The 20,415-nt window shown below is 59.4% G+C and carries 19 protein-coding genes and 1 pseudogene; 10 read left to right on the top strand and 10 right to left on the bottom strand.

All coding sequences use genetic code 11. The annotated features are described in order from the left end of the window. Window positions 1–75 precede the first annotated feature (75 nt). Complete coding sequence (locus ILT44_RS16050; RefSeq protein WP_204240610.1) at window positions 76–942, top strand: LysR family transcriptional regulator; 867 nt, start codon at window positions 76–78, stop codon at window positions 940–942. 436 nt (window positions 943–1,378) lie between these two features. Here the strand turns inward: ILT44_RS16050 and ILT44_RS16045 are convergent. From ILT44_RS16045 to ILT44_RS16020, 6 genes are all read right to left on the bottom strand, one after another. Then, window positions 1,379–2,220 (bottom strand): IS5 family transposase gene (locus tag ILT44_RS16045; protein WP_372441172.1). Its coding sequence is split into 2 segments (ribosomal slippage): window positions 1,379–1,851 and window positions 1,851–2,220, totalling 843 coding nucleotides; the frame shifts between segments, so codons are not numbered across the junction. 60 nt (window positions 2,221–2,280) lie between these two features. Next, on the bottom strand, window positions 2,281–2,811 hold the full coding sequence (locus ILT44_RS16040) for a hypothetical protein (RefSeq protein ID WP_204240608.1): 531 nt from the start codon (window positions 2,809–2,811) through the stop codon (window positions 2,281–2,283). 1,095 nt (window positions 2,812–3,906) lie between these two features. Beyond that, complete coding sequence (locus ILT44_RS16035) at window positions 3,907–4,347, bottom strand: CBS domain-containing protein (RefSeq protein ID WP_204240607.1); 441 nt, start codon at window positions 4,345–4,347, stop codon at window positions 3,907–3,909. A gap of 59 nt (window positions 4,348–4,406) precedes the next feature. Next, on the bottom strand, window positions 4,407–4,793 hold the full coding sequence (gene sdhD, locus ILT44_RS16030; RefSeq protein WP_204240606.1) for a succinate dehydrogenase, hydrophobic membrane anchor protein: 387 nt from the start codon (window positions 4,791–4,793) through the stop codon (window positions 4,407–4,409). 4 nt (window positions 4,794–4,797) lie between these two features. Continuing rightward, window positions 4,798–5,202 carry a succinate dehydrogenase, cytochrome b556 subunit gene (gene sdhC / locus ILT44_RS16025; protein WP_204240605.1) on the bottom strand — a complete coding sequence of 135 codons (405 nt, stop codon included), beginning with the start codon at window positions 5,200–5,202 and terminating at the stop codon, window positions 4,798–4,800. Window positions 5,203–5,226: 24 nt separating this feature from the next. After that, window positions 5,227–6,069 (bottom strand): succinate dehydrogenase iron-sulfur subunit, encoded by an 843-nt coding sequence (locus tag ILT44_RS16020; RefSeq protein ID WP_239468297.1) that lies wholly within the window; start codon window positions 6,067–6,069, stop codon window positions 5,227–5,229. A 587-nt stretch (window positions 6,070–6,656) separates the two neighbouring features. On the opposite strand from ILT44_RS16020, the gene ILT44_RS16015 reads away from it, so the two are divergent. The 3 genes from ILT44_RS16015 (at window position 6,657) to ILT44_RS16005 (ending at window position 11,267) form a co-directional block, all read left to right on the top strand. Then, window positions 6,657–7,019, top strand: a complete 363-nt coding sequence (locus ILT44_RS16015) for a hypothetical protein (RefSeq protein WP_204240604.1) — start codon at window positions 6,657–6,659, stop codon at window positions 7,017–7,019. A 1,533-nt stretch (window positions 7,020–8,552) separates the two neighbouring features. After that, window positions 8,553–10,481, top strand: coding sequence for an ATP-dependent zinc metalloprotease FtsH (gene ftsH / locus ILT44_RS16010; RefSeq protein WP_204240603.1), 1,929 nt, complete (start codon window positions 8,553–8,555; stop codon window positions 10,479–10,481). A gap of 309 nt (window positions 10,482–10,790) precedes the next feature. Further along, entirely contained in the window at window positions 10,791–11,267 is a 477-nt protein-coding gene (locus tag ILT44_RS16005) for an MgtC/SapB family protein (RefSeq protein ID WP_204240602.1), read from the top strand. A gap of 920 nt (window positions 11,268–12,187) precedes the next feature. Here ILT44_RS16005 and ILT44_RS16000 read toward each other — a convergent pair. Continuing rightward, window positions 12,188–13,819 (bottom strand): hypothetical protein, encoded by a 1,632-nt coding sequence (locus ILT44_RS16000; RefSeq protein ID WP_204240601.1) that lies wholly within the window; start codon window positions 13,817–13,819, stop codon window positions 12,188–12,190. A gap of 373 nt (window positions 13,820–14,192) precedes the next feature. Between ILT44_RS16000 and ILT44_RS15995 the strand changes: the two genes are divergently transcribed. The 3 genes from ILT44_RS15995 (at window position 14,193) to ILT44_RS15985 (ending at window position 15,970) form a co-directional block, all read left to right on the top strand. Continuing rightward, window positions 14,193–14,639, top strand: a complete 447-nt coding sequence (locus ILT44_RS15995) for an FAD-dependent oxidoreductase (RefSeq protein WP_204240600.1) — start codon at window positions 14,193–14,195, stop codon at window positions 14,637–14,639. 442 nt (window positions 14,640–15,081) lie between these two features. After that, window positions 15,082–15,600, top strand: a complete 519-nt coding sequence (locus tag ILT44_RS15990) for a universal stress protein (RefSeq protein WP_204240599.1) — start codon at window positions 15,082–15,084, stop codon at window positions 15,598–15,600. Window positions 15,601–15,751: 151 nt separating this feature from the next. After that, complete coding sequence (locus tag ILT44_RS15985) at window positions 15,752–15,970, top strand: hypothetical protein (protein ID WP_204240598.1); 219 nt, start codon at window positions 15,752–15,754, stop codon at window positions 15,968–15,970. A 1,363-nt stretch (window positions 15,971–17,333) separates the two neighbouring features. On the opposite strand, the gene ILT44_RS15980 is transcribed toward ILT44_RS15985, so the two are convergent. From ILT44_RS15980 to ILT44_RS31465, 3 genes are read right to left on the bottom strand one after another with little or no spacing between them, the layout of a single operon-like run. Continuing rightward, entirely contained in the window at window positions 17,334–17,672 is a 339-nt protein-coding gene (locus ILT44_RS15980) for a carboxymuconolactone decarboxylase family protein (protein WP_204240597.1), read from the bottom strand. A 2-nt stretch (window positions 17,673–17,674) separates the two neighbouring features. After that, a complete protein-coding gene (locus tag ILT44_RS15975) occupies window positions 17,675–18,112 on the bottom strand; it encodes a hypothetical protein (protein ID WP_204240596.1) in 438 nt (145 codons plus the stop codon). A 26-nt stretch (window positions 18,113–18,138) separates the two neighbouring features. Next, a complete protein-coding gene (locus ILT44_RS31465; RefSeq protein WP_255549736.1) occupies window positions 18,139–18,264 on the bottom strand; it encodes a hypothetical protein in 126 nt (41 codons plus the stop codon). 721 nt (window positions 18,265–18,985) lie between these two features. Here ILT44_RS31465 and ILT44_RS15970 point away from each other — a divergent pair. The 3 genes and pseudogenes from ILT44_RS15970 to ILT44_RS15960 form a co-directional block, all read left to right on the top strand. Next, window positions 18,986–19,374, top strand: a pseudogene (locus tag ILT44_RS15970) (tautomerase family protein); the annotation flags it as partial. Between the two features lie 12 nt (window positions 19,375–19,386). Further along, window positions 19,387–19,797 carry a cupin domain-containing protein gene (locus tag ILT44_RS15965; protein WP_204240594.1) on the top strand — a complete coding sequence of 137 codons (411 nt, stop codon included), beginning with the start codon at window positions 19,387–19,389 and terminating at the stop codon, window positions 19,795–19,797. Further along, window positions 19,794–20,360 carry a DUF4865 family protein gene (locus ILT44_RS15960; protein ID WP_204240593.1) on the top strand — a complete coding sequence of 189 codons (567 nt, stop codon included), beginning with the start codon at window positions 19,794–19,796 and terminating at the stop codon, window positions 20,358–20,360. Before ILT44_RS15965 ends, ILT44_RS15960 begins: the two co-directional genes overlap by 4 nt. The last annotated feature ends 55 nt before the right edge of the window (window positions 20,361–20,415 follow it).

Below are 20,415 nucleotides of genomic sequence, written 5' to 3'. Positions count from 1 at the left end.
ATCTACTGGGCAGCTTATCCACCTGCTTGTTCAATCTCATTGACATTTTAGTACAGTTTTTGTGCTATATGACTTATGGACATTGAACTTGCTCGGACGTTTCTTGAGATCGTTTCAACTGGGAGCTTCATACGAGCTTCGGAGCGATTGAATGTCGGTCAGACGACAGTGAGCGCGCGGATCCGCATCTTGGAACAGCAGCTCGGGCGGCAGCTTTTTGTCCGTCATAAAGGCGGAGCTTCGCTAACGCCCGCTGGCGAGCAGTTCCTGCGCCATGCCCCGATGTTCGTCCAGTTGTGGCAGCGTACGCTCCAGCAGGTCGCAGTGCCGCCCGGCCGCCGTGCGGTGCTGACCGCCGGTAGTGAGGTGAGCCTGTGGCAGCCGCTTCTGCTCAATTGGGTTCAATGGATACGCCGTTCACTACCTGATATAAGCCTCCACGTTCACGTTGATGTGCCGCAGGATCTGATCAAGCAAGTGGCATCTGGGTTAGTCGATGTCGCGATCATGTATGCGCCTCAACATCTACCAGGCCTAACAATCGATCTGCTAACCGAAGAGAAACTCGTGCTCGTAACGTCCGATCCTGATGGACGCCTTATGGACGGATTGGACTACGTGCATATGGATTGGGGGCCTGATTTTGCTCTTCATCATGGCATGAGCTTTCCCGATATTAAACCCGATCTCTTTATGGATTTTGGCCCGCTCGCGCTTAGCTATGTTCTATCCTTTGGTGGGGCCGGCTATTTCAGGATGAGCGCGGCCCAACCCTACATAGAGTCCGGACAACTCCATCTAGTCCCCGAAATGCCTCAATTCTCCTACCCAGTCTATGCGGTGCACTCTGTCAATGCGGATATGGCGATCATTGGCCCCGTCCTGGCCGGACTGCACTCCGTTACAAGGGTGAAAGCCGAACCATTCGCATCGTCCGGGTGACCAGGTAAGGGTTGAGGACATTGTTAGACCCACGACAATGTCTTAGGATTGGCGTTGTAGTATTAGCTACACAAAGCCTGGATCGGGTGACTACAGGCGTTGATCACCCTGTACCGAAATGCGACCGCGGTCACTAGCGGCCGGTTGCCCTAGATGTTTAGATTCAGCCTAAAAGGTCAGGATTCCTGTCGGAGTGAGCTCCAGTCCCTCGTGATGCTTCACGTTTTGCACCCTTGTCCGGATCCAAGTCGCGGGTTGAACAAACCACACGCTATCATTAGGTCGAGGCGCAGATCCTCCTGGCATTTTCGTCGAGAATGGGGCTCACGCCGAATACCTCGTCTAAGCCTTGTAGGACATAGTATTACGCCGCTGCTGGCAGAACGTGGGCGTGAACGTCGCCTCCTGAATGTTTCTTAGAGTCGGTCCGAGCGATTCATGAGCTTTGACAAAGCCTTGCGATCCTGCGGGTCATGAGCCGGATCATGGCGAGTTGCACGAACGCCAGCTGCGTGCGCGTGAGATTCTCAAAATCCTTGACCAGCCGGCGGCAGCGGCCGAGCCACCCGAAGGTTCTCTCGACAATCCACCGCTTCGCAACCACCACGAAGCCTTTGGCTGCATCCGAACGTTTGACAATCTCCAGAACCACCTTGCCGGTCCGTTTCGCGGCCGCGGCTGTTGCTGCGCCGCTGTAGGCGCCATCGGCAAACAGGCGCTCCAGGAACACGAACACGCGCCGCACACTCTTCAGAAGCGGCAGAAAGCCGTCCCGGTCCTGCACGTCGGCCGGTGTCACATTCAGCCCAAGCACCAGGCCCAGTGTGTCGACGATGAGGTGACGCTTCTTGCCTTTGACTTTCTTGGCCGCGTCATAGCCGATCGGATCGATATGCCTCCCCCTTTTTCCGCGCTCTTGACGCTCTGGCTGTCGACGATCGCGGCGGTGGGACTGGCCTGGCGTCCCTCAAGTTGGCGGACCTGCTGGTAGAGCGCGAAGTGCAGGCGGTCGAGCACGCCATCGCAATGCCAGCGCACGAACCAGCCGTGCACGGTGCTGCGCGGCGGCAGGTCTCTGGGCAAAGCCCGCCATTGGCAGCCTGTGCTCAAGACGTACAGAACGGCATTGAGGATCTCGCGCAAGCGCTCCGGGGCTGGACCGGACTTCGTGCGACGGCGCAGAAACGGTCGCACCAGATCCCATTCGGCATCCGTCAGGTCGCTCGGGTAGCGCAAACCTGGGCGAGCGTAGAGACCGCGGTTCTCTGGGGTCCACATGGGCGCCTCCGCAAATCGGCGCCAACCAGTGAATCACAACCCATTGCTCGGATTCAACTTTCACTCGGACAGGCTCTTAAGAATTCTAAGGGCACGCATCTCGTCCTCAGCATCCCATATTCGCACCCACAACAACAAGCCACCATGGTCGATCTGCTCTTGCAGATAATGTGCATGGTGATCACCTACCCATTTGGCCAGAACCGAGCCGATGAGACCGCCAACGCCGCCTGTCAAAGCCACCGAGGCGATTGCTGCCGCAAGAGTGCCGCCAGAAGCTACGATAGCTCCAGCTCCCACTCCCGCTCCAACATACATGAGCCCGCCAATCAACGCACCCTCAGCGCCTCCAATTGCCTCGGTCGATATGTACGCCGCTCGCGGGACTGTAGGATGATCCGCCAATGAGCTGACTTTCTCATAGTGATGTCCGAGCTTTTCCTCCACGGCGTGCTCACTGGCGAGCAGACTGAGATCCGCACGGTCAAAGCCAGAACTTAGCAATTCATCGATTGCACTTTGGAGGTCCTCGGGGCGGCGGAATATTCCAACTGCTTCGGAGACTGTACGGACGTCTTGTTGCACCGGCATTGCGATCTTCTCCCAGGATCAGCCAATCTGATCTTGATCACCAAGGCTTCATGGTTGAGGCAAGGCTGCTCCACGTTTGGCTTGAAAGCATACGATTAACTGTACTTAATACTTGACGTTGTTGCAGCGGACATTCCGATATGTCGACCCTTTCAGAATTGCCGTTGCAATGCAGATACGTTTTTGCCGACCAAGAACATGGTCAGGCTCAATCCTCGACGCACGTGACCTATGAGTAGCAAACTGGACAGCGTCAGCAATTTCGGAGAGCGCACCTCTCGACCATTAATCACCACCTCGGTGTTCATTCTTGCAGCAGCATCGGCCCTAACATGGCCCGAGCAACTCCACTGCATGGTCGGGCCAATTGGAAGCTCAAGCAGCAATAAAGTCCCGAGCCGCCAATATCAACTTACCAGCACTGAAACCGGGTGACCCCGTCTTCCGTGCAATTGTCGGCATCGAGCCTTGTTGCTCGCTCTCTCCGTGCCGTTGACATGCTGCTGCTCATTCAGCTTGACTTCCGGTCTGGTAGCTAAGCCCTTAGTGTGCTGGGTCGAACATTGCACCATTGAATGCGGAGCATTGTGCGCCCACCCTAATCACGCAGCAAATGAATTTCTTTGACTGTCGATGGCAAGATCTTTGATCTGAAAGATACCAACAGTCCTTTGGATGCAGACCTAGGTCGCAACTTCTGGGTGTCGTAGCGCGAGGCCGGGGGTGGACCGCATCCTAGAGACAGTCTCGATCACATGACGATGACCGAGGCGTCATGTGATCGACAACCCCCGTGTTTGCGCCCATCCGAATAGCGTAAGCACAAGAACGGGGATCATGGCAGGGGGTCGGACCTTCCTGCGGCGGCTTGAGGGCCAAGATACATGCTTTTGCCGGTGCCGAAGGGCGACCGGTCCGCACTGCTCTCATTACAGGTCCGGCACATGACGGTACCGCCGCGGGCGCTTCTAGCCAGCCTGAGGTCAGGCGGAGCCCAAATGTTCGACCGGTGGTCCATGGAGCGCAACTCGGCAGCGACTTCAACTCTTAGGCTCCGGCGGATTTATAGCGTTTTTGCCTGAGTGCCTCGAACGGTCAGCGGTATCCGATTCCCATCAGATAGTCCCGCATGATCGCTTCCTCACTTTCCGACTCTCTCAGGAGAACCTGGAGCATGTCCCGTGCATTAAGCACCCCCTGAGGCGGCAGATCCCGGTCCACGACTGGAATATTCTTCAAGCCTCGCTCCTTCATTCGTGCCCAGACGTCTTGAAGCTTGTCACTCGTTTGGCAACACACGACGTCTCGTGTCATCACCAATGAAGCTGCCGTTGTGCAGCCCGCTCCCTGACATCGGCTGATCTGGCTCACAACGTCCGTCTTGGTGATGACACCAGCCAGAATGCCTGTTGAACCGTGCACGACCACGAGGTCGGTCCCCGGTCGCAGAAGGCTTGCCGCCTGGATCAGCGGGGCATCATCCGCGATGGTGACGAGCCGTTTACGCGCCTCAGGCAACAATCTCTCGACGAACATGGGCCTAGTCTCCTGACTTCTGTGGGATCCGACGGGACCGATGACGCAGCCGTTCCCTCTCAGCCGCCGAAGGCGATGTGCAGCACGGCGATGATCCCGGCGGTCGCCAGCCCAAAACAGGTCAGCCGCATGATGACCAGCGCCGCGAACTTGGACCCCGCGTGCCTGTAGTCCTCAATCACGACCTGGAGGCCAAGCGCGGTGTGATGGAACAAGGCCACCAGCAGCAATACCATCATGATGGTGGTAACCGGCATTCTCAGCCAGGTGATGAAGGTGGCATGGTCGCTGCCTGTCTGCGCGATGATCGATGCCACGAACCACAGGGTCAGCGGAATCAGGGCGACGGCCAACACGCGCTCCGCCCACCAGTGCTCAACCCCCTTTTTCGCGGAGCCAAGTCCCATCGCGCGGGCCAGGGGAGAGCGCATGTGCTGCCGGTCCATGGCCCTAATCTCCTAGAAGCAGGCTGGCGATCCAGGCCAGCACGGTGAGCGCCACGCTCCCTGCCACGACCGCCCATCCCGACGCGTAGATCAACGAAAGCTCGTATCCGTATCCCATATCCCAGACCAGATGCCGGATGCCGCCGCACAGATGCAGAAAGAAGGCGAAGGTGCATCCGAACAGAACAACCTGACCGAGCCAGGAGGCAAGGGCACCCTGCACGACCGCGTAAGCCTCCGGTCCGGCTGCCGCAGCAAGCAGCCAGATCACCAGCACAACGGCACCAAGGCTCAGGACCACGCCGCTGATCCGGTTGGCAATCGACAGGACCGACGTGAGCTGCGGCCGGTAGATCTGAATGTTGGGCGAAAGCGGCCTTGGGCGCTTTGCCGGGGAAGTGGGCATCATGGCGGTCCAGCCTTCTCGCGGTGGTCAGGTTCGGCGCTCGAGCACCATCTTCTTGATCTCGGCGATGGCTTTCCCCGGGTTCAGACCCTTCGGGCAGGTCCGGGTACAGTTGAGGATGGTGTGGCACCGGTAGAGCCGAAACGGGTCCTCCAGAATGTCGAGCCGTTCGCCGGTCGCTTCGTCGCGACTGTCGGCCAGCCAGCGATAGGCCTGGAGAAGCGCGGCTGGCCCCAGAAAGCGGTCGCCATTCCACCAATGGCTCGGGCAGCCTGACGTGCAGCAGAAGCAGAGGATGCATTCGTAATAGCCATCGAGCCGGCTACGCTCTTCCGGGGATTGGGGCCGTTCTCTCTCGGGCTCCGGCGTCCTGGTCTGGAGCCAGGGCTCGATCATCGCGTACTGCGCAAAGACATGCGTCAGGTCGGGGACCAGATCCTTGATGATCCTCATGTTCGCCAAAGGATAGACGGTGGCCGGAGCGGCCATGTCGGAGATGAACCTCGTGCAGGCCAGCCAGTTCGTGCCGTCCATGGTCATGGCGCAGGACCCGCAGATGCCCTCGCGGCACGAGCGGCGAAAGGTCAGGGCCGGGTCGACCTTGTTCTTGATCCAGATGAGCGCGTCCAGAACCATCGGGCCGCAATCGTCGAGATCCACCTCGAAGGTATCGAGGCGCGGGTTACCGTCGGAGTCGGGGTCGTAGCGATAGATTTCGAATGCCTTGACGCGCACGGCCCCGGCCGGCGCTGACCACGTCTTCCCGCGCCCGATACGGGATTCCGGGCCGACGCCGAGGTTTCGCGGGACGGGAAACCGCTTGAGCAGGGTCGTGCGAGGCACCTGATCGGAGGATCCGATGATCATCATTCACCCTTTCGCCACCTCTTTGATTATGGGCTGATCATCCCAGAGTTGAAGCCCTTGAGGCTAAATGTAGCTTGGCCTGGCGCATCGCCGGTTGGAGTTAGGTGCAGAGCGACCTCGCTCGCGAGATGGTGACGCATCACTTCAAGGACAGCCTATTCCCGCGCCACACTCTAGCACCGAACATTCAGTCCTCGTTGAACCGGGAACAGTTTCTGCCCGCGACCAGTACCTGCACATCGCCTAGCTGCTGCTTGCACCTGAACCACTGCAATGACAGCTTGAATGGGAATAGTCCTCCTTGGCTGCGTCATTGTTCGTGGAACGACTGTGCCGAAACTGACAAACAGAAATCTCGCAGGGATTTCGCAAAATTATTCATTTTCCTGGTTCGGGTTGACGACTTACCCTACATTGATGAGCGCCTGCGGCACCTGACGCCGTGACTTGCAGAGTTGCCACCGTTGCTGCAGGGCAGCTTGGAGGCTATCATGAAACACCAATCAGTTAGTTGGTTGCAGAGCGCATCCGAGCTAAGGTCAACCGTGCCGCAGCCAATGACGCGTGCTGAACGGATCGAACGCTGAACCATGCTGCTGGAGGCAAATCCCGACCGGAAGATCCACACCTTATCGGAGATTGAAACGAAGAACGGGCGCCAGCGCAATGTCCTGCGTGCGGACAACTCGGCGCTGACCGTCGCGTTCGAAGATCCCGTCCTGCAGTCTGAAGGCCTCAAAAGCGACACCCTCGCCGACGCGATCACCTTCTTCGGCCTCTCGGAGTGCGACACCCATTACGTGCTGTGTTCATGCCTCAATGGACAGACGATGACAGCAGGCGCCGCGGCGTCGAAAGTGCGTGGGTTGGCCAGCGAGGGGTTCCCGCTCATCGCCACCTGCGTGATTGTTGGTGCACTTATGGCATTCCCCGTCATGGTCGCTTTGCGTTAAGGCTGGTTCCGTATCGCGCAGAGCAACAATCCGAGAGGCCCCAGGACCATCCCGCTCGAACTGTGCGGACACTCAGGGCATTGACTACTCCGTCAGCTTCGGAAGGTTTTGTGGTTCAATCCAGTTTCAAGGCTCTCACCTTCGACTGCTGAAGGAGACCCACGGGTGCGCCCTCAATGCCTAGTCCGGGTCGTGGCCATCGTCATAGGGCTTCCGGCGGATATCAAGCACCCACGCTTTGCACCTAGACATCCTTGAAGGTATCGCCGCCACCGCACCGAGCGCCGCTGGCGCTCCGTCGCCTGCCAAGGTGTGGATTCCAGCGAGCGAGTGCGGCGGCTTCGATGCGTGGTGGAGTGGACACTGGCCTAGCTCGACCGCTTTCGTCGTCTTACCATTCGCTATGAACGGCGTGAGGCCGTCCATCTTGCTTTCAACAGGCTCGGACGCGCACACATCTGCTTCAACAAATGCAACCGGTCTTATTTGGTGCTGTTAGTCGAAATAGTCATATTATCGTGATACAGATAGGTCCCAGTCTCAGAGTCGCTCACATGCTGTCCGGCAGCCTAACATCAATGTCGCCTGTCATCATGATCGGTCTTGCGCGATGATGAAGGACTTGGCGGGCAATGCGGCAAGCAGAACCCCAACCAACATTTGATCGCACTGATTATTGATCCAGGACGGACACAAACCTTCGGATGTCATGCTCCCCATCATGTCGCCGCGCCACTGCGTCCTGCTGCTTTTCCATAGGTGCCCACCTTGAATACAAGATAGCATCCGGCGATCATCAAGATCGAGAATATAGCTTGGTTAAACATTTAAGAAACTCCTTGTTTGATTGAGATTGCCGGCATTCAGATTTGTTTTGGCTCCTCTTCCATATATCATTTTGCATGGCAATATTTAAGATGCGTGAACCACCGCGTATTTACTATCTTAGTAATCTAATAATTTCCTGACTCTCTATATTGAGAGTAACCTTCTATTTTGTTTTCATGCTACTCTCCAACCAAGGTTGGATGGTGGCTTGATGCTGACATTTTACCAAGGATCAGGGCTGAGTCAGCGCCCGGTCTTACGCTGCACTCCTTAAAAATCGCTACGGCCTGCCACAGGCAAGTGACCTGGAGAACTCGCAATGCTGACATATTGCGTTGAGCGTCACTGCTTACGACGAAGGTGCTCGGCATGATGCAACCCATCAAATGGTGAGAGCCACTGTGCTTGGGATCGAATCTTGAAACTCGCCTGATGCAACCCCATATCGTAATTGCAGGGCTCCGCTGGCATTGTTCCTAGACTGCGATGCCAGACTCTCTTACCTGAGCAACACCTCGAAGCGCGTTACTCAGGTAAGAGATGACTATGACATCCTACTTACAGGCATCTTCAATCGTTGTGAGCTTCGCGGGCCGACGAGACCGTACCGGATCGGGTTGCCGCCGCTCCGTGCTGATCTCAAAGCGGCTCTCCTGGTTGATCTAAACCTGTTTTGGTAATTCTCGGCATCTCAGAAAGCGTGCAATGGATAACCCAAACACCGCACCTAACTTTCGCAATTTCGCGATAGCCGCTGCGGTCGTGTCCCTGCTGTCGATGTTCTACTTCCAAAACACGGTGAGACCGCAACCCGATCCGCTCCCCTACTCGGCGTTCATCGCGGCAGTCGACCAGGGCGAGATCCGCTCCGCCACCATCCAGGGGCAGGAGGTCATCGCCGAGCGCTCCGCTGGCGGCACCGTCACGACCTATGTTCCGCAAGGTGCTGGCCTCATCGCCCAGCTGCAGCAGAAGGGTGTCGTCATCAAGGCTGAGCCGCCGCCGCAGCCGAGCCTTCTCGTCAGCCTGTTGCTGTCGCTGCTGCCTTTCGCCCTGATGATCGGCATCGTCGTCTGGCTCTCCCGCAGGGCCATGGGCCAGCAGGGTGGCGGAGGCGGGCTCATGTCGATCGGCAAGTCCAAAGCCAAGCTGCTGCAGCCCGGAACTCCGGTCACCTTTGATGAGGTGGCGGGCATCGACGAAGCCAAGGAGGACCTGCAGGAGGTGGTGGAGTTCCTGCGCGATCCGCAGAAGTTCCAGCGTCTCGGCGGCCGCATTCCCCGCGGCGTGCTGCTCGTCGGCCCGCCCGGCACCGGCAAGACCCTCACGGCCCGCGCCGTGGCCGGCGAGGCCAACGTGCCGTTCTTCACCATCTCGGGCTCCGACTTCGTCGAGATGTTCGTCGGCGTGGGCGCCTCCCGCGTCCGCGACATGTTCGAGCAGGCCAAGAAGAACGCGCCCTGCATCATCTTCATCGACGAGATCGACGCGGTCGGCCGCCATCGCGGCGCCGGCTTAGGGGGCGGCAACGACGAGCGCGAGCAGACCCTCAACCAGCTCCTGGTCGAGATGGACGGCTTCGAGGCCAACGAGGGCGTGATCATCATCGCCGCCACCAACCGTCCCGACGTGCTCGACCCGGCGCTCCTGCGCCCGGGCCGCTTCGACCGCCAGATCGTGGTGCCCAATCCCGACGTGGTCGGCCGCGAGAAGATCCTGCGCGTCCATGTGCGCAAGGTTCCGCTGGCTCCCGACGTGGACCTGAAGATCATCGCCCGCGGCACTCCCGGCTTCTCGGGCGCGGACTTGATGAACCTCGTCAACGAGGCGGCGCTGCTCGCCGCCCGCCGCGGCAAGCGCATCGTCACGATGAAGGAGTTCGAGGATGCCAAGGACAAGGTGATGATGGGCGCCGAGCGCCGCACCCTCGTCATGACCGACGACGAGAAGCGCCTGACCGCCTATCACGAGGCCGGCCATGCCGTGGTCGCCCTCAACGTCCCGGCCACCGATCCGGTGCACAAGGCCACGATCATCCCGCGCGGCCGTGCGCTCGGCATGGTTATGCAGCTGCCGGAGCGGGACAAGCTGTCCATGAGCTACGAGCAGATGACCTCGCGTCTGGCCATCATGATGGGCGGCCGCATCGCCGAGGAGATGATCTTCGGCAAGGAGAAGGTCACGTCCGGTGCCCAGTCTGACATCGAGCAGGCTACGCGTCTGGCCCGTATGATGGTGACCAAGTGGGGCTTCTCGCCCGAACTTGGCACCGTGGCCTATGGCGAGAACCAGGACGAGGTGTTCCTCGGCATGTCCATGGGACGCACGCAGAACATCTCCGAGGCGACCTCCCAGAAGATCGACTCGGAGGTTCGCCGCCTTGTGGAGGACGGGCTCAACGATGCCCGCCGCATTCTCACCGAGAAGCAGCACGAACTCGAGGGACTGGCTCGCGGCCTTCTGGAATACGAGACTCTGTCGGGCGAGGAGATCCGTAACCTCCTCGACGGTCAGCCTCCGGTGCGGGACACCGGCGATGCGGTCACCCCGACCCGCGGTTCAGCCGTGCCCACCGCCGGCCGAGGCCGGCCCCAAGCCGTGAACGGTCGCTTGAGGCCACAGCCAGAGCACTAAGGGTTTGTATGGAGGCGTTCATAATCGCGAGCCGTTTTGGGTGCGGCATCACCGACTTCGCCTCAATCCGGCAGGCACTGACAAATGCTTAGTAGGTGAAGTGAACGCCCTGGTAGGGCTGGGCGCAGCGGCCGATCCGTTCCAACACATCAGCAAGGCCTGCATCAGCTTCCATGACATCCAAGATGACAACTGCGTCGATCTAGCATCTCAGATGTAAGGGCCCTAGATTTCGAGATGCGCCCTAATGGAACCAAGGCTTAGGCCCTTGGTCTTCCACTGTATTGGGTTCAATACAGTGGAAAGTCAATGGATCAGATTGAGCACCTACTAGATGCGTTCCGGGTCATCCCTCATGTCGTGGCCTTGGCCTTTGCCTATGTGCTCGCTTTGCCGATTGGGTGGGATCGTGAGCGGAATGAACGCAGCGCAGGCTTGCGGACCTTCCCGCTTGTGGCTGTCGCAAGCTGCGGGTTCGTTCAAGCAACGGAGGGCACCGTTGCAAGCTCGCCGGAGGCGCAGGCGCGGATCATCGAAGGCCTGATTACGGGCATTGGCTTTATTGGTGGCGGGGCCATCATCAAACAGGCCGGTGCCGTGCAGGGGACTGCAACAGCCGCAGCCTTGTGGGCGACTGGCGCAATTGGAGCTGCGGTGGGCCTGGGCAGCTATGATGTCGCCATCGTGATCACCCTGTTCACGATCTTCACATTCCGAGGCCTGTCTCCAATCAAACAGCAAAATGTGCCCGGTGACGACATTGACCCGCCATCAAACCCTAAATGAGATGATGTGGACGACGCACTCGGCTGACCCAACGGTGCATCCCACCAAGCGGAATGGCTCCGCCCACGTCCCGGCAGGGACGCCGCAGCTCGCTCAGCGACTGAACGCGATCCTCAATCGATCAAGCCGATGCTCCGGTCGAAGAAGGTGCCGGTCTTGAGCATCGCATGCACGATGACCGCCAGCTTGCGGGCAACGGCAATAGCCGCGCGCTAGAAGCCGAACCGGACGAGCTCCTTGTTCACTCATCAGGCTCAGACCTTGAATCCGCAATGCCTCGGAGACCGGCTTCGTGTGGGTCGGTCGCAAGCGCCTTGATCCTACCATTCCTGTGTAGGCTATTGTTCCGATCCCAGCAGCCGATCTTCGCCGTAATCGAACGTATGGCCTCATACTGTGAGGCGTACTCGTCCCGGTGATCGAAAACCATCCGGATTGCCCGCTTTCGGACTTCCGGTGAACAAAGGGGGTGTTCTCTTCGTCATGGCTCTGTTCTGTCAAGAGTTGGCGCCTCTGGACCTCCAAGCGGTTCACGTTGCGGGATTTGAGGGTGGCAGGATAAAAGCTTGGCACCGTATGCTTTTCGTCATGGATGGCGGCTTAGCGCTCGGCCGCGTGGCGCTAGTAGTGTTGCAGGCAGTGCGCGGTTAATACCAATCGGCGCTGATGCTCATGCATTGGCCCAGTCGTGCAGGCCGATGGACATGACATGCGCGCGGCTGAAAACCCTGAATGAGTCAGCCTTTACGCTGCTTGGTATAATTCCGCCGCGATGCGCTGGTCACCACGACGATAGGGCATCTGGATGAGATGGCTTGTGCATGATCTCCAACCTGCGTCCGACCCGCGACCGGGAGGAGCGCCATCCGAGTGCGCTGGCTGTCGTTGCAGGAGCGCTTGCGTGCGCCTTCCTGGATCGCTCAGGCGACGAGATTTTGGCGCCCTTGGCGTCGCACGGCAGCAACGGCGAAGCCAAGCAGGACAACGAGCACGCCGCCGCCCCAGGCATACCGTGCGTAGCTCAGCATCGCGGAATGGCCGCCCTCGTAGCCCGGCCAAACGACCCACAGACGCCCATCAGGGATTCCGGGCAGCGGGAAATTCGGATCTCCCGCGTGCAGCTCAAGGCGGGCCCCATCCCGAGCCGTTGTCATCACATGAATCGGAATGCCCGCAGCGACTACCTGACCGTTGGCGCTGATGTTGCCGAGGGCGAACACAGCCACATTCGACTGGACGGGCGGCAGTTCGGTCGAGCCAATGCCGCTGCGGCCATGATGCCAGACGCTGAAGCCAACACCGGACCATGTCGTGAACCGCCCTTGCGGATCAGCGACCATCGGTTCGGTCGCCCGGATGTTATAGACCGTCCCATCCGGCCCGGGAACGCTCGCTTCAATATCCACTTGGTCGTGCGGAGGCAGCGGCGTCCGATGGGTGTTCCGGTCCTCGACAGTTGCGCGAAGGGTTGCGGCGGTCGGGGGCAGATCACCCTCGTAGGGCGTGCCGGTTTCCAGGCTGCCGCGCCCGCTCGACGTAACAATTGCCCTGTGGTCATCCGGGCCCGTGTAGATGGCTGCCACGGCGCCAAGTGGGACCAAGATCGCTGCAGCGACGAGCACAGGCACCCAACCGAACCCGTCGTCATGGTGGCTTGCACCGACGCCCTGGCGCTTCCGCCACCGAAAGGCCAGCAGATAGGCCGCGACGGCAACCGCCAGAGTCAGCGGCAAAAGGACGAGGAACTCCTGCCGGTAGGAAAGCCAGTGAACGGCCGCCGGCGGAGGATTTTCCGCGAGGAGCCGAAGCGACGGGTTGGGCAGACCGATCGGCCCGAGGAAGTGGCTGTAGGTGGTGAGCACGAAGCCCAACATGATGCCGCCGCCAATCGCCGCGGCACGATCCGTACCGGCTAGCGTCCACCAGGCCAATGTGAGCGGGAAAGCGACCGCGATCCGCATCACGAACCATGTGACGCCCGGGAATTCCCCCATGGCCAGGGTTTGCGCGAGCCCGACGACAATCACCACCGCAACCGCCGTCGCGAGCGCCAGCAGTGCTTCCCGCGTCAATGAAGGACGCGACTGGCCTGCTCGATGATCCATCGCTGCGAGCCGGCGGCGCCATAGCCACAACGCAATGACATAGCCGAGGTAGTAGACCGCGAAATGAACAGGCAGCCCGGTCACCCAGGTATGCTCGAGATCGAGCCATTCTGGCTGCGAAGGCAGCCCTATGGGGGACAACGACCAGTAGTAGACGGTGAGGGCCAGGATATGGGCTGCAGTAATCAGGGCCCCTTTGACCAGCCCCATTCCGAACCAGGCGGTGCCGAGGCTGAACACGGTCGCCATGAGGAGCGTATCGGTGACCCAGTAAGTCCAGTAGGGGTCATTACCCCAAACCATCGCATGCCCGATCGCCGCATCGGCAAAGATTGCGAGCGATGCTGCCATAGCGGTGAACTTGATGACGTCGCGCACCGATTGAGGATGGGAGTTCGCGGGATTTGCTTTGGCCGGTTGCCCGTCCATCCCTTGCTTCATCAACATCGCGACGCTCCTGCTGCGTTCCGCTGGAATGCCGCCCCTGCTTCAGGCGCTGGAGACGGCGAGCCGCTGAGTCCATGCTCAGATCACAATACGCTATTATCTCATCCTAGCTGCAGGTGTCGGACGGGCAAATGAAAACAATTGCTTGAAAGCATGAGGAAACTTGCTTGGAGAGAGCAGAGCGGCACCATGATGTCTCGACGGTAACCGTTTGACAACCTGATTGTTGATGATGCTTGAGGGCTTAGCATAGGCTGCCCCGAAGCCCAGGCTCCACTCGCAAATGTTTTCATAGCTGGCCACGATCCCTCGCGCGGCCAGGATCAGTTTGACTTCGCATCGGGGTTCATGTCGTCGCCCCGACGCTCGGCCCATGGAGAAGATCCTCGGGTCCGAACTCGGCGACTTCATCCGAAAGCTCCACGAGCAGCACGGCGTACTATTTCACCTGCGGGACAGAGCGGCGCTCACCAAGGGGACGCAGGTCACGCTCGAGTGTAGCACAAAGCTCCGCGCCGCTTTCGTTGTAGCCGGAGCCGGCGTGCGGCCGCGCACGAGATTGGCTCAGATGGCGGGCATCCGGGCCGACTGCGGGATTCTGGTCAGCGAGTGCCTCGAGATAAGCGTGCCGGGCATCTTCACCACAGGTGAGATTGAACGGTGGCCGGACGCGCATACTGGTGCAGGCCTTCGGATCGAGCACTGGGTGGTTGATTATGGCCAGTGTCAGGCCGCGGCCCGCAGTATGTCTGGCTTCGACGTGCGGTTCTCGGCACCGCCCTTCTTCTGGAGCCGCCACTACGTTGCTTCAATTCAGTAAGTTGGTTATGCCGGAGCTTGGGACGCAATCCAAGTGGACGGCGGCGTCGAGGGCCGGGATTGTCTCAACCGCGACCTCCGTAGCGGCGAAGTGTCCGCGGTTGCTTCGATTGAGCGGGATGCTGAGACACTTCGGTATGAAGCTGTCATGAAAACGAGTGCGATCTCAGACATTTTAGCGCACGCGACATCTGAGCGCCTACGTCACCTGTGGGGCGGTGATAAAGGATTGAAGCTGACCAGGAGGCACCGATGGATATTGGCTCAATGGTGATTGACGCTGCAATGATCTTGCTAGCAGCGCTGAAATAAATTCGTTTGAGATCACCCATAGCGAGGTCCACACTGTAGCCACCCCTATTGACCTCCCTTGCTCGACCAGAAGGGGCAACGGAAAGACTTGTCGACGCCATAGCAGAGTGGCTTTTCAGGAGGAGCCGAGCATGGGTCTAAATCAAAGTGAAAATCTCTCCGGACATAGTGCTGCTTCGAGCGCGACCAGCGCCAATCCGGAGTTCTCCCTTGCCTACGGGCTCCCGTTTAGAACAGTGCTTGTTCCAGTCGATCTGACCCACCCGGAAACGGCAGAGTTGACAATCGAGCTTGCCACTGCCGTGGCACATGCAGCAGGAGGTACCGTCCATCTGATCTACGTTCTCCCGGCCCTGCCACTCTCCGCTATGGGGTCTGATCTTCCACTTGCACTGGCAGATGAGGTCCAGAGAGAGGCAGAGCAAGAACTTGCGATACTCGCCGCCACCACTCATTTGCCCGATGAAGCACTTTCGATCTCGGTCCATGCTGGATCTGTGTGTGACGAGGTTTTGAGGGAGGCTGAGAAGATCGGAGCCGATTTGATCATTGTTGGCTCACACAGGCCGAGCATGGCGTCCTATCTACTAGGCTCGAATGCAGGGCCAATCGTCCGCCACTCCAAATGTTCGGTTCTTGTGATGCGCTGACCGCAAGTTGTCGGCACGGCTGCGCGATGGGACAAGCATGACACCCACTCACGATCAGGCAAAAGCTACACCCACGTTCCGGGAAATCTTATGCAGGGTTACTCTCGAAGGATTGGCGCGATTTGTACTCGTGCTACTCGCATGCATGATCATGAGTGCGGCAACTGGCCAGGACCTCAGGCTCAGTTTTCAAGCAGCGGTCCTGGCCTTTAGTCTCCTTGGTGCGATAGCCTTGGAGCGTGGGCGCAGGGCTGAGCGGACCAGGATGTATGGACAGGCCGTCAACCTCTATGCCGCCGCTCTCTTGAACTACTTCATCTGCTATGCGTCGATCCTGGCTGAAAATCTGGCGAGCTTGAGCGGCCATTGACTGCCCCATGCGTGAGCTGCCCGGCAGATTACGATGTATCCCTGAGCGTGCGGGCGTCGTAGGTATCGCCCTAGCCGGTCATCAAACGGCCCCAGTCCTGTGCTCTCCCCGAACCTGACGGGATAGCCGGCGACCTCAAAGCCTCCTCGGCCGTCCCACACGCGTGAGCGGAGGGCATTTTTCATCGAGCTTAGCGCGCTGCTGTTCCCAGATTACTGCAGAATGTCGGCCATCGATTGATAGAGAACCTGTAGAAGATACCTTACCACACACAGGCGCAGAAAACTCACGAAACAGGCTTGTAGCACCCGAGGACACCGGATTTCTGGAGGTGCCCGCCGGGCTTGAACGGGGAACCCGCTCTAAAATCCGCCAGTGGCAGGACCCGACGTTCCCTCTCGCCCATATGCTCCCGGTGACGGTGTCGAAACCGTTAATTCACCAGCGGGATCACGTTGTACCGGCTCCTCGGGCAGGACTCGATCGCGTCGGAAATTTTTGCTCAATGGCTTGCCTGTTCTCGGGCGGTTCGTCAGAACATAGACGTGAACCAGCAGCTTGCTCCGTTGACGTTCAGTGTCGGATTGAGCCGAACCAATTGCATCCTGAAGGAGGTCTCGTGCTCCCGCGCGCCGCGCGCACGCGACGCATCGGAATGCGGCTGCCGAGCTTGGCCGCCCATCGTGCCCAAGCAGACCGCGTCCATACCGGAATGGCCGGTTCCGAACTTGTCGCTGCGGCGTAGAACGGGACCTGGTTCAATACTGTACGACAGGTCTATCCCGCCTTATACAAGGGCTCGAGGACAAGGCATGAAGTGGAGCAATCTTACCTGTTCATCGCCACAGCTGTACAAGCACAAGAGCCCACAACGCCATGATGGCCAGAGACGATAAAGTCAGGACAATGGTCAAGGCACTTGGAAGATTCATTTGGGGTGTTCCACATGATCAGCCCACCTTCACCAAATTAAGAGGGGCTATTTTAAGTACAATTTGTCCTAGTGTACGGTTTCGGCAGCTCAAGCAGCATCCAGGCAGGCAGAACGATTGTAAAATGGGTGGTTACAGAGAATTGTAGTCTTTGGTGCGATTGCACAAGTGATAACATTGATGAATGGATTGCTCATGTCGGGAACGTCGCAGCCTGACAGCCCCTCTCCGCAGCAGCCTGATATTCCCGCCCCACTGCCCGAACTCCCATCTCTTCAACCTCCCGGGCTTCCTGAGAACGAAGAATCCACTGAAGAGGCTCCAAGACCTCAGGATGTGCCATTCGTCCCACCGCTGGGCGCCCGATAGTTGACCTGGGTTGAACCCGACCCGCTTGCCTCAGTGAGCGCTGGGCATGTGTCCTGCTGGATCTAACGGAGTGGCTCTTCGGACAACGACGCGATCATAATTGCGGCATGCGCGTAGGCTCCTCCGGCCCGCATCTCGGCTGCGACCCAGACCGCCTCCATGAGTTCCTGCGCGGTCGCACCCGCGCGCTGAGCGGCCTTGGTGTGTCCCTCGATGCAGTAAGGACACTGGGTGACGTGCGCGATGGCAACGGCGATCAACTGCTTGGTCTTGGTATCCAGAGCACCATCGGCGAATACCTGGCGTCCGAAGGCCTCGAACGCGGCTTGGACATCGGGGGCGAGATCCCGACGTTTGTGGGCCACCTCAGGGGAGGTCGGCGGGTATATCGTAGCGGCCATGGTCATTTCCTCACGAGACGGAGGTCAGCGTTGTCGAGTTGGCCGTGAAGGAAAGACGCCCGTTTATCAGGGAACGTCCCAACCTCCAATGTCACATCGACGGATGTAAGGCGGATCTCGGACGGGCGCCCAGGCGCCTTTTGGCGGGGATCTATGCCCATGGCCGACGCGTCACCGATGATCTCTGCCACGCTGCCTTGGCAGGCCTTCCGATGGAGGTCTGAAGCGTTGATCAGCTGGAAGAGGTAGAAGCCGTTCCATCGAACGCTTGCTTCAGCAGCTTCGTGGTTGAAGCTCAGTGACCCAATGACATTCTCTTTGACCTGTCCGACGAAATCCGACGTCGGGCCAGTGATAAAGGATGGCACCGCTCGATCTTCGGGAACGGCGCAGACGAGTTCATCCCGATCTGCGCGGCAGAACAAGTTGTAGTTTCGCATAGCCGTTCTCCCATGGCCTGACGTCGCTAAAGCGTGGTGATGAACCAGCCGATCAGCGCAGCAGCCCCAGCAAAGACGGTGATAACCTGCCACTGTACCTTCATGTCACCGGTTCTAATCGCGGCGGAGCGCGCTACACTGACCTTTCGCATGATGGTCTCCTTCCGGTTCGCGCCGGAACCCTGGGAGGGCTACCGCTCGCACCAGCCGCCACATGGCTCCTTCGACGTTGATAGAGTTCTGCGCAGCGGGCCTGTGTGACAAGCGAATTCTTTTGCGTTTTCCGTGCGGGATTTCTGCATCATCACGGAGCTGGTCATGCGTTCGACACCGACCCCGCGATAACTCAGGGGCGCAATCTCCCGATCGGCAATCCGGTCGCAGCACCACCGATCTTAGAATCGCAGGCGCCTGACGGGCGGGGTTACGGCGATCCTGAAGGATGCTATGGGATGCGAATTCATCGGCTCCCGTGCCTTTTCGAGTGAGATGAATTGCACGGTCGCCGACATTGAGGCCGAGCTTCTCGGCGCAGCCGTGCCGCACGCGGTGGCTGAGCATAGGCCCCAGGATAAGGCGGAGCTGTGCTATCAGCTCCGGGGCGCTATCCGGGACGGGATGCCACCAACCCTGGACAGACTTCTCGTTCAGCTCCGCGGATGTATCCACCGGATCTTGATGCCCTGCTGCAAAGGTTGCTGTCCACCCTCGCCGGCATGAAATTGCGCATGAAAGGGAGGACGCAATGTTCAGAAGCGGCACTGCGGAGGAGTGGCTCAAGCAGACCGGAACCGCAGGCTTGGGGGGAGCACCACCGGGGCAGCGTGTGCCTTTCGTCAGGCAGCTGAGCGGCTGAGCACGAGGATGAACCCGATGCCTTTCGTTCGTATGTCTCTCCTCAAGCGCAAGAGTCCAGACTACCTGCGCGAACTGTCCGACAACGTGCACCACGCCCTCGTCGAATCCTTCGACGTCCCAGCCGATGATCGCTTTCAGGTCATCCATCAGCACGAACCCGGTGAACGGATCTTCGACCCGATCTATCTCGGCGGCCCCCGGTCGGACGATTTCGTGCTGATCGCCATCACGGCTCGAAAACTGCGGGCCGCCGAGGTCAAGAAAGCCTTCTATAAGCGCGTAGTTGAACGGCTCGGGCAGTCGCCGGGATCCGTCCAGGAGACGTGATGATCGTCATCAACACAACCTCCGCGGAAGACTGGTCCTTCAGCAGGGGCAAGATAGCGTCAGCGGGCACCGCATGGGCTCGGCCTGCGATGAACAACGCATCCAATCCCGGACAGATGACGATCCGCCGTTCCGGAGAGAAGCTGACCCGTTCGCCTGCCGGTGTGTCCACAGCCCCGATGCAGATCGAGTCATTGCTGGATGGCAGCCACGATGGCGAGAACACGGCGATGTGCGCGATGCTCGATCCCGGCACCATCACCAAGTGGCATGCGCATCCACACGGCCAACTCCTGTATGTCCTGTCCGGAACCGGCCGCGCCCAGTCGGATGGCGGTCCGATCATCACCCTCCATCCGGGCGTCTCCGTCTGGTTCGCCTCGGGCGAGCGCCATTGGCACGGGGCGGCTCTTGACGACTCCTTCAGCTACATCAGCTTTCAGGCCGTGCAGGACAGCCGGGCCGTCGATTGGTTCGAGCCCGTGGAGATGCGGCCATGATCGCGATGCAGTACAGCCTCTCCCTTCCCGCCGACTACGACATGGGGATCATTGATCGTCGTATCCGGGACAAGGGGTCCCTGCTCGGCGAGTTTCCGAACCTGAAGTTCAAGGCGTACCTCAGGGCCGCCAAGGGCGATCTGGGGAGCCACGAGAACCTCTACGCTCCGTTCTATGTCTGGGACAAGGCCGATGGTGCCAGTGACTTCCTATGCGGCCCCGGCTTCCAGACCCTTGCCAATGACTTTGGTTGGCCGAGTGTCAGGACCTGGATCGTGTGGCAGGCGTGCGTCGATCCGGCTTTTAGGCAGGCGAAGTTCGCCACGCGCGACATCTTTCCGATCGAACCACATGCGCGGCTCGACCAGGTCCAAAGGCGCGAGGTCGACGAGGCGATGAATGCAGTCAGTAGCCGCAACGCCTTTGCCTCGGTCGCAGGTTTTGAGCCCACGACCTGGACGCGGATCCGGTTCAGGCTTTGGACCACATTGCCAGAATCGCTGCCGGCCTCCGGCGTTCAGGCCTGCCGAGTGGGACACGTTTCGGCCGGTGAGAACAATTGAGGCGAGCAGTGGAAGGTAGATCTGAACTCTTGCAGGTGCCGGTCCCAGGCCCGCA

This window comes from Microvirga arvi, from assembly GCF_016892765.1.
Taxonomy (GTDB): Bacteria; Pseudomonadota; Alphaproteobacteria; order Rhizobiales; family Beijerinckiaceae; genus Microvirga; species Microvirga arvi.
This window is presented reverse-complemented; position numbering and strand designations above follow the sequence as displayed.

Excerpts from the sequence above, each read along its gene's own strand:
- ILT44_RS16050 (WP_204240610.1), top strand. The coding sequence starts at position 76 with ATGGACATTGAACTTGCTCGGACGTTTCTTGAGATCGTTTCAACTGGG.
- ILT44_RS16040 (WP_204240608.1), bottom strand. The coding sequence starts at position 2,811 with ATGCCGGTGCAACAAGACGTCCGTACAGTCTCCGAAGCAGTTGGAATA.
- ILT44_RS16035 (WP_204240607.1), bottom strand. The coding sequence starts at position 4,347 with ATGTTCGTCGAGAGATTGTTGCCTGAGGCGCGTAAACGGCTCGTCACC.
- sdhD (WP_204240606.1), bottom strand. The coding sequence starts at position 4,793 with ATGGACCGGCAGCACATGCGCTCTCCCCTGGCCCGCGCGATGGGACTT.
- sdhC (WP_204240605.1), bottom strand. The coding sequence starts at position 5,202 with ATGATGCCCACTTCCCCGGCAAAGCGCCCAAGGCCGCTTTCGCCCAAC.
- ILT44_RS16020 (WP_239468297.1), bottom strand. The coding sequence starts at position 6,069 with ATGATGATCATCGGATCCTCCGATCAGGTGCCTCGCACGACCCTGCTC.
- ILT44_RS16015 (WP_204240604.1), top strand. The coding sequence starts at position 6,657 with ATGCTGCTGGAGGCAAATCCCGACCGGAAGATCCACACCTTATCGGAG.
- ftsH (WP_204240603.1), top strand. The coding sequence starts at position 8,553 with ATGGATAACCCAAACACCGCACCTAACTTTCGCAATTTCGCGATAGCC.
- ILT44_RS16005 (WP_204240602.1), top strand. The coding sequence starts at position 10,791 with ATGGATCAGATTGAGCACCTACTAGATGCGTTCCGGGTCATCCCTCAT.
- ILT44_RS16000 (WP_204240601.1), bottom strand. The coding sequence starts at position 13,819 with ATGTTGATGAAGCAAGGGATGGACGGGCAACCGGCCAAAGCAAATCCC.
- ILT44_RS15995 (WP_204240600.1), top strand. The coding sequence starts at position 14,193 with ATGGAGAAGATCCTCGGGTCCGAACTCGGCGACTTCATCCGAAAGCTC.
- ILT44_RS15990 (WP_204240599.1), top strand. The coding sequence starts at position 15,082 with ATGGGTCTAAATCAAAGTGAAAATCTCTCCGGACATAGTGCTGCTTCG.
- ILT44_RS15985 (WP_204240598.1), top strand. The coding sequence starts at position 15,752 with ATGAGTGCGGCAACTGGCCAGGACCTCAGGCTCAGTTTTCAAGCAGCG.
- ILT44_RS15980 (WP_204240597.1), bottom strand. The coding sequence starts at position 17,672 with ATGGCCGCTACGATATACCCGCCGACCTCCCCTGAGGTGGCCCACAAA.
- ILT44_RS15975 (WP_204240596.1), bottom strand. The coding sequence starts at position 18,112 with ATGCGAAACTACAACTTGTTCTGCCGCGCAGATCGGGATGAACTCGTC.
- ILT44_RS31465 (WP_255549736.1), bottom strand. The coding sequence starts at position 18,264 with ATGCGAAAGGTCAGTGTAGCGCGCTCCGCCGCGATTAGAACCGGTGAC.
- ILT44_RS15965 (WP_204240594.1), top strand. The coding sequence starts at position 19,387 with ATGAACAACGCATCCAATCCCGGACAGATGACGATCCGCCGTTCCGGA.
- ILT44_RS15960 (WP_204240593.1), top strand. The coding sequence starts at position 19,794 with ATGATCGCGATGCAGTACAGCCTCTCCCTTCCCGCCGACTACGACATG.